A 7,024-nucleotide genomic window follows, 5' to 3' on the forward strand; every position below is an offset into this window, starting at 1 on the left:
AATCGGACCTCCGATTTCCATTGAATTTGCGGAAGTTCTCCACAGGACCCGGAACCTGTCCACAGGTGTCGGCGTGTCGGGGTCCGCAGGTCCCGACACGCCGGGGTCCCGACACGCCCGGGTGTGCAGTTTCAATTGAAACTGCAAAACCCAGGCACGGCGGATCACAGTTTCAATTGAAACTGCGGACATGGCGCGCGGAACGAGGCCGGGGAACCTCGGTGGAGGTCGGGTCAGACGGTGGTGACGACCTCGTCGTAGTCGAGGCGGGGGAGGCGGTCGAACCAGGCGTCGTCGGCCGGCTTGCCGATGTTCACCGCGACCAGGACCTGCTGCTTGCCGCCGGGGAAGAACTCCTCGTTGATGCCCGCCGCGTCGAAGCCGGTCATCGGGCCCGCCGCCAGGCCGGCCGCACGGACGCCCAGGATGAAGTAGGCGACCTGCAGGGACGCGTTGAGCTTCGCGTTCTGCTCGCGGAAGGTGTCGTCGGCGAAGATGTCCTTCGCGTTCGGGGCGTGCGGGAACACCCGCGGCAGGTTCTCGTGGAAGTCGGTGTCGGCGGCCAGCAGCGCGACCAGCGGGGCCTTCTCGGTCTTGCCCCGGTTGCCCTCCATCAGGTGCGGCAGCAGGCGCTGCTTGCCCTCCTCGGAGCGCACCAGCACGATCCGCAGCGGCTGCTGGTTCATCGACGTCGGAGCCCACTTGACCAGGTCGTAGATGGCCTGGACCTGCTCGTCGGACACCGGTTCGTCGGTGAACGCGTTCGCGGTGCGGGCCTCGCGGAACAGCAGGTCCTGCGCTTCAGCGCCGAGCACGAGCTGCGCCTGGTCGACAGCGGTCATGGTGGTCCTCCCAAATGAGTTCGCGGTGGACCCGCCCCCGCTCGGGCGGATCCACCCACCACAACCTCGTTGAACCTTCAAGAATTCCCGGTCACTCGAAGATTCCGATGATTTCGTTGAACGCCACACCGACGAACAGGGCCAGGCACAGCACCATCATCGTGTTCGACAGCCACCGGGACCGGTGCTCGGCGGGCATCATCGTCTTCGAGTTCAGCAGCACCAGCAAGGTCCCCGCCAGGAACGGCATGAACAGCGCGCCCAGCACGCCGTACACCACGGTCAGCTGGAACGGCTTGCCCAGGAACAGCAGCAGCATCGGCGGGAAGGTCAACCACAGCAGGTAGACGCGGTAGGCGGTGCTGTTCATGCCCGCCTTGTGGTCGTAGTCGCCCGCGCTCTCCGGCGGTGCGTCCTTCGGCAGCCGCCAGGTGCGCCACCAGTCGGCGAACAGCAGGCTGACGCCGTTCCACACACCGATCACCGAGCTGAACGCGACCGCGAAGAAGCCCACCAGGAACGGGATCCGAGCCCACTGCCCGTAGTCGGCGGCCAGCGTGTCGCTGAGCTGGAGCAGCCCCTTGTCGCCGCTGGTCAGGTCGTGCCCGAGCAGGATCTCCGCGCCGACCACCAGCATCGCGACCACGAAGATCCCGGTGGTGAGGTAGCCGACGGCGTTGTCCGCGCGCATGAACGGCATCCAGCGCGGGGTCCGCCAGCCCTTGGCGAAGGTCCAGTAGCCGTAGGCGGCCATGGTGATCGTGCCGCCGACGCCGCCCATCAGCCCGAGGACGTAGGCGACCGACCCGTCCGGCAGCGTCGGCACCAGCCCCTCGCCCAGTTCCAGCAGGTTCGGGCCGACCAGCACCGCGGTGCCGACCACGGTCACGAACATGACGCCGACCAGGACGGTCATGACCTTCTCGAGCAGCGCGTACCGGCCGAACCACACCAGCGCCAGCCCGAGCAGACCGCAGATGATCGCCCAGCCGCTGACCGGAAGCACCGGGAACAGCGCGTTCAGCGGCAGCGCCGAGGCCGACATCGCGGTCGCGCCGTAGATGAAACCCCAGACCACCGCGTAGGCGCCGAAGTAGCCGACCGCCCAGCGGCCCATCGTGCGCCAGCCGGCAAGCATGGTCCGCCCGGAGGCCAGGTGCCAGCGCCCCACGGCTTCGCCGAGCGCCAGCTTGAAGATCGTGCCCAGCACCACCGCCCAGAACAGGGCGTAGCCGAAGCGGGACCCGGCGACGAGGGTGGCGACCAGATCACCCGCGCCGACACCGGTCGCCGCGGCCATGATGCCGGGACCGACTTGCTTGATCTTGGCCCGCCAAGTCGGTTCGGGCGCGGTGGCGTCCGAGGTGTTCGCGTCTGCAGCAGCCATGCCGGGGAAGCTAACCCGAAATTTCGGACGAAATCGATCACGGCGACCGAACCGTGACTTCACCGCGCACGTCGAACACGATCAGGTGGCCGGCGCCACCGCGCCGGAGCATCCCCGCGATCCCTGGTCAGCGACGTCGACCAGCCGCCACCAGTGCCTTCTGCGCGTTCCCGGGGCCCGGATCGATCATCGAGTTGATCAACCGCAGCGCAGCGTCCCGTGCGAGGGGTCACCCGCGCGAAAACATCTATGCGAGCACCGTTTAGACTATTCAGGTTGCCTCGGCGAGGTCGGGACGTTCGCCCGGCGTGATCGGCGCGGTGGCACGGTGACCGCCGACTCATTCGGTTGGTGCACTGATGTCGCTCATACCCCGGGTGCCCGTTTGCGGCACCGCGTCGATTCGCTCCAGCAGCGCGTCCCACCGCCGCGAGGCCAGCGACCAATTCACGTTCGCCCGACGTCATGAGGAGTGCACCACCGTGTCCGAGGTTCGTATCGCCGTCGAACAGCGCACCGAGTTCGGCAAGGGTGCGGCCCGCCGCACCCGTCGTGCCGGCAAGATCCCCGCGGTCCTCTACGGCCACGGCTCCGACCCGAAGCACCTGTCGCTGCCGTCCGTCGAGTTCGCCCGCGCCATCCGCGAGAACGGTCACAACGCGGTCCTGACCCTCGAGGTGGCCGGCAGCGGCAGCGAGCTCGCGCTGACCAAGACCATCACCAGCCACTCGATCAAGGGCTACATCGAGCACGTCGACCTGCTGCTGGTCAAGCGCGGCGAGAAGGTCACCGTCGCGGTTCCGGTCGTGCTCGCCGGCGAGGCGGGCCCGGGCGCCCTGGTCAGCCAGGCCACCACCGAGATCGAGATCGAGGCCGAGGCCCTGCACATCCCGGAGCAGCTCGAGCTGTCCATCGCGGGCGCCGAGGTCGGCACCCAGTTCCACGCCTCCGACATCGAGCTGCCGAAGGGCGTCACCCTGCAGTCCGACCCGGAGCTGCTGATCGTCAACGTCACCGAGGCCGCGGCCGCGATGGCCGAGGAAGCCGCCGAGGGCGAGGCCGCCGAAGGCGAGTCCGAGGAGGCCTGACCCTCCCCCGACGTCTGGCGCACCGCGCGCTGTCCCACTTCAGGGTGGGGCAGCGCGCGACGTGCCATCTGACGGGTGCGCAGAATGGGGATGCATCCCCGCGCACCCAGCTAGAGCAGGAGACTTCCCACCGTGACTTCCCCGGACGCGGTTTCGCTGATCGTCGGGCTCGGCAACCCGGGCCCGCGCTACGCCGGCAACCGGCACAACATCGGTTTCCTGGTCGCCGACGAGCTCGCGGATCGGGTCGGCGGGAAGTTCAAGGCGCACAAGTCCGGCGCCGAGGTCGTCGAAGGACGGCTGTCCGGGGCCCGCGCGGTGCTGGTGAAGCCGCGCTCGTTCATGAACCTCTCCGGTGGCCCGGTGGCCGGCGCGGTGAAGTTCTACAAGACCCCGCCGGAATCCCTCATCGTGATCCACGACGAGCTGGACCTGCCGTTCGGCACCATCCGGCTCAAGCGCGGCGGTGGCGAGAACGGCCACAACGGCCTGCGCTCGATCAGCAAGTCCGTCGGCACCCGCGACTACATCCGGGTCCGCTTCGGCATCGGCCGGCCGCCTGGCCGGATGGACCCGGCCGACTACGTCCTCAAGGACTTCTCCACCGTCGAGCGCAAGGAACTGGCGTACTTCATCGACGTCTGCGCCGACGCGGTCGAGGCCGTCGCCACCAAGGGCCTCGAAGCCGCCCAGAACCAGTTCCACTGACCCCGGCCCGGCCCACGCCGCCGGAACTTCCGCAACTTCAATGGAAATCGGACGTCCAATTTCCATTGAAGTTGCGTGCGGTCACTCGGCTGGGACCAGGGAGGCCGTGGCGGCTCGTTGGAGCTTGCCGGACGGGGTTTTCGGCAGAGCGCCCGGCGCGAGCACCACGATCGCGGACGGGCGGACGCCGACCGCGTCGACGACTCGGGCCGCGACCTGCTTGCGCAGCTGCTTCTCCGCTTCCGCGTCGCCCGCGAAGCGGGACTCCAGGACCACGGCGAAGCGCTCGCGGCGGCTTCCGGCCTCCTGCCGGACCGCGGCGGCGTTGCCCGCCCGCACCCCGTCGACCTCGCAGACCGCCCGCTCGATGTCGACCGGGTAGATGTTGCGGCCACCCATGATGATCACGTCCTTGCGGCGGCCGCAGATCACCACCTGCCCGTCGATCAGGTAGCCCTCGTCCCCGGTGTCCAGCCAACCCTCGCTGTCCTGAGTGGACAAGGGACCGTCAACGGTCAGGTAGCCCGGCGTCACCGCGGCACCGCGGATGCGCAGGCGTCCGACCTGGCGCTCCCCCAGCTGCCGCCCGCCGTCGTCGACCACGTCGACCTCCAGCCCCGGCAGCGGACGGCCGAGCAGCGCGAACTGCCGCGCTCGCGGGGCGTCCGCCGACACCGGCTCGGCCCGCCGCCGCTGCTCCAGCGCGTCGGCGTCGACGACGTCGACCTCCAGCCCGCGCCCGAGCTCCGCGAAGGAGACCGCGAGCGTCGCCTCCGCCATCCCGAACGCGCACACCACGGTCGTCGGGCTGAGCCCGAACCGGGCGCCGGCGTCGGTGAAGGTCCGCACCGCCGCGGGATCGATGGGTTCCGCGCCGTTGAGCGCGAAGCGGAGGCTGGACAGGTCGAAGTCGCCGTCGTCGGCGCGCGCCATCCGGCGGCCGACGATCGCGTAGGCGAAGTTCGGCGCCGCCGTCACGGTGCCGCGGTACTTGCTGATCAGCTCCGGCCACAGCAGCGGTCGGGTCAGGAAGTCCGCCGGGGTCGCCTTGACCGCCGACATGCCGATGGCCATCGGCACCGTCAGGCAGCCGACCATCCCCATGTCGTGGAACAGCGGCAGCCACGACACCGCGACGTCCCGCTCGGCGTCCAGACCGGCGGCCTCGACCATCGCCAGCACGTTGGCGTGCAGGTTGCCGTAGGTGATCCGCACGCCCTTCGGGATGGCGGTGGAACCGCTGGTCAGCTGCAGCAGCGCAGTGGCGTCCTCCGCCACCTCCACCGGTTCGGCCAGCGGTTCGGCGTCGGCCGAGGCGAGCGCGGCCAGATCCCGGTACGGGATCGAGTTCTCCTCCAGCAGACCGGAGAGCTCCTCGAACGGAGGCCCCAGCAGCACCAGGCGCGCGTCGATCATCTTCAGCACGCGCAGCGTGTCCTCGGCCCAGTGCGCGAGATCCGTCCGCGGAGTCGGCTGGTGCAGCATGGTCACGCTGCCGCCGCCGAGCCACACCGCCTGCACCGCGGGCGCGATCAGCCCCGGATCCGCCGCCAGGATCGCGACGGCGGTGCCGGGCTCGAGCTCGAGCGCCCCGGCGATCCGCCGCGCGTCGTCGTGCACCTGGCCCCACGTGCGGAACCAGGGCTTCCCGGGCACGCCGGTGGTGAGCCCCCGCCCGTTCTCCCCGGAGTTGCGCTGCGCGGACGCCACGAGCGTCTCCACGAACCGACTCATGTGACGCAGCTTACGATCCGCGCGATCACCTGCACAAAAAGACGGGCGCAACCCCCAGGACTCCGACGGCATGGGCGCGCCCCCACACGGTCCACTCGGCGCTCTCGCACGAAATCGCCACGCAGGGCAGGGTCCCGAGCCCCACCCAACCGCACCTCAGGGGACCGTGACGCAACCCAGCCACAAGAAACCCCGAAAACGCGAGCCCACCCCCGATCGCAACCACCACTGAAAATCGCGGAGAGGCGGTACAGCGGGACAGCTCAGCCGAGCTGGTCGGCGAGCTCCATCCAACGGGCTTCGACGTCGTCCTTCTCCTGGTGCAGCGCGCGCAGCTCCACGTTCAGCTCCGCCAACCGCTCCGGTTCCGTCGCGGCCTCCGCGAGCTTCTCGTGCAGCTTCTGCTCCTTGTCCGCGAGCTTGTCGAGCTGCCGCTCGCACCGCGCGAGCTCCTTGCGCGCCGCGTGCTCCTCCGCGCCCGAGAGCCCGCTCGGCTTCGCCGCGTCGGTGGCCTGCTTGCCGATGCTGCTGTCCTCCGCCTCCAGCAGCGACTCGCGGCGCTTCAGGTACTCGTCGATGCCGCCGGGCAGGTGCGTCAGCCGGCCGTCGCCGAACAGCGCGTGCACGCTGTCGCACACCCGCTCCACCAGGTACCGGTCGTGCGAGACGACCACCAGCGTGCCCGGCCAGGTGTCGAGCAGGTCCTCCAGCTGCTGGAGGGTGTCGATGTCCAGGTCGTTGGTCGGCTCGTCCAGGACCAGCACGTTCGGCTCGGCCATCAGCAACCGCGCCAGCTGCAGCCGGCGGCGCTCACCACCGGAGAGGTCCCCGACCGGCGTCCACTGGCGGCCCTTGCCGAACCCGAACCGCTCGCCCAGCTGGGAGGCGGACAGCTCGTACTTGCCGAGGGTGACCCGCTCGGCGACGTCCTCGATCGCCTCCAGCACGCGCCAGTCGCCGGGAAGGTCGTGCAGCTCCTGGGTGAGGTGGGCCAGGCGGACGGTCTTGCCCTCGATGCGCTTGCCCGCGTCCGGCTCGCGCTCACCGGCGAGCAGCTTGAGCAGCGTCGTCTTGCCGGAGCCGTTGACGCCGACCAGGCCGATCCGGTCGCCGGGGCCGATCCGCCAGGTCACGCCGTCCAGCAGGGCCCGGTCGGCGATCCGCAGGTCGACGTCCTCCAGCTCCAGCACGGTCTTGCCCAGGCGCCGCTTGGCGAAGGCGAGCAGCTCGACGGAGTCGCGCGGTTCCGGCACGTCGGAGATCAG

General features: G+C 69.8%; 6 protein-coding genes. 2 read left to right on the top strand and 4 right to left on the bottom strand.

The genetic code is table 11. From position 1 onward, the window contains the following. Positions 1 to 233: 233 nt before the first annotated feature. Positions 234 to 842 (bottom strand): malonic semialdehyde reductase, encoded by a 609-nt coding sequence (locus tag OU415_RS37540; RefSeq protein ID WP_270954536.1) that lies wholly within the window; start codon positions 840 to 842, stop codon positions 234 to 236. A gap of 91 nt (positions 843 to 933) precedes the next feature. After that, positions 934 to 2,229 carry an Nramp family divalent metal transporter gene (locus tag OU415_RS37545; protein WP_270954537.1) on the bottom strand — a complete coding sequence of 432 codons (1,296 nt, stop codon included), beginning with the start codon at positions 2,227 to 2,229 and terminating at the stop codon, positions 934 to 936. 482 nt (positions 2,230 to 2,711) lie between these two features. Here OU415_RS37545 and OU415_RS37550 point away from each other — a divergent pair, with 482 nt between their 5' ends. Both OU415_RS37550 and pth read left to right on the top strand, forming a co-directional pair. Further along, positions 2,712 to 3,317 (top strand): 50S ribosomal protein L25/general stress protein Ctc, encoded by a 606-nt coding sequence (locus tag OU415_RS37550; RefSeq protein ID WP_270954538.1) that lies wholly within the window; start codon positions 2,712 to 2,714, stop codon positions 3,315 to 3,317. Positions 3,318 to 3,449: 132 nt separating this feature from the next. Continuing rightward, entirely contained in the window at positions 3,450 to 4,025 is a 576-nt protein-coding gene (gene pth / locus OU415_RS37555) for an aminoacyl-tRNA hydrolase (protein ID WP_270954539.1), read from the top strand. A gap of 81 nt (positions 4,026 to 4,106) precedes the next feature. Here pth and OU415_RS37560 read toward each other — a convergent pair whose 3' ends face one another. Together OU415_RS37560 and OU415_RS37565 are read right to left on the bottom strand one after the other, a co-directional pair. Continuing rightward, positions 4,107 to 5,759: a fatty acyl-AMP ligase gene (locus tag OU415_RS37560; RefSeq protein WP_270954540.1), complete on the bottom strand. Its 1,653-nt coding sequence runs from the start codon at positions 5,757 to 5,759 to the stop codon at positions 4,107 to 4,109. Between the two features lie 263 nt (positions 5,760 to 6,022). Next, the coding region (locus OU415_RS37565; protein ID WP_270954541.1) for an ATP-binding cassette domain-containing protein at positions 6,023 to 7,024 on the bottom strand (1,002 nt) is incomplete at its 5' end.

It is taken from the genome of Saccharopolyspora oryzae (assembly GCF_027853915.1).
In the GTDB taxonomy this organism is placed as follows: domain Bacteria; phylum Actinomycetota; class Actinomycetes; order Mycobacteriales; family Pseudonocardiaceae; genus Saccharopolyspora; species Saccharopolyspora oryzae.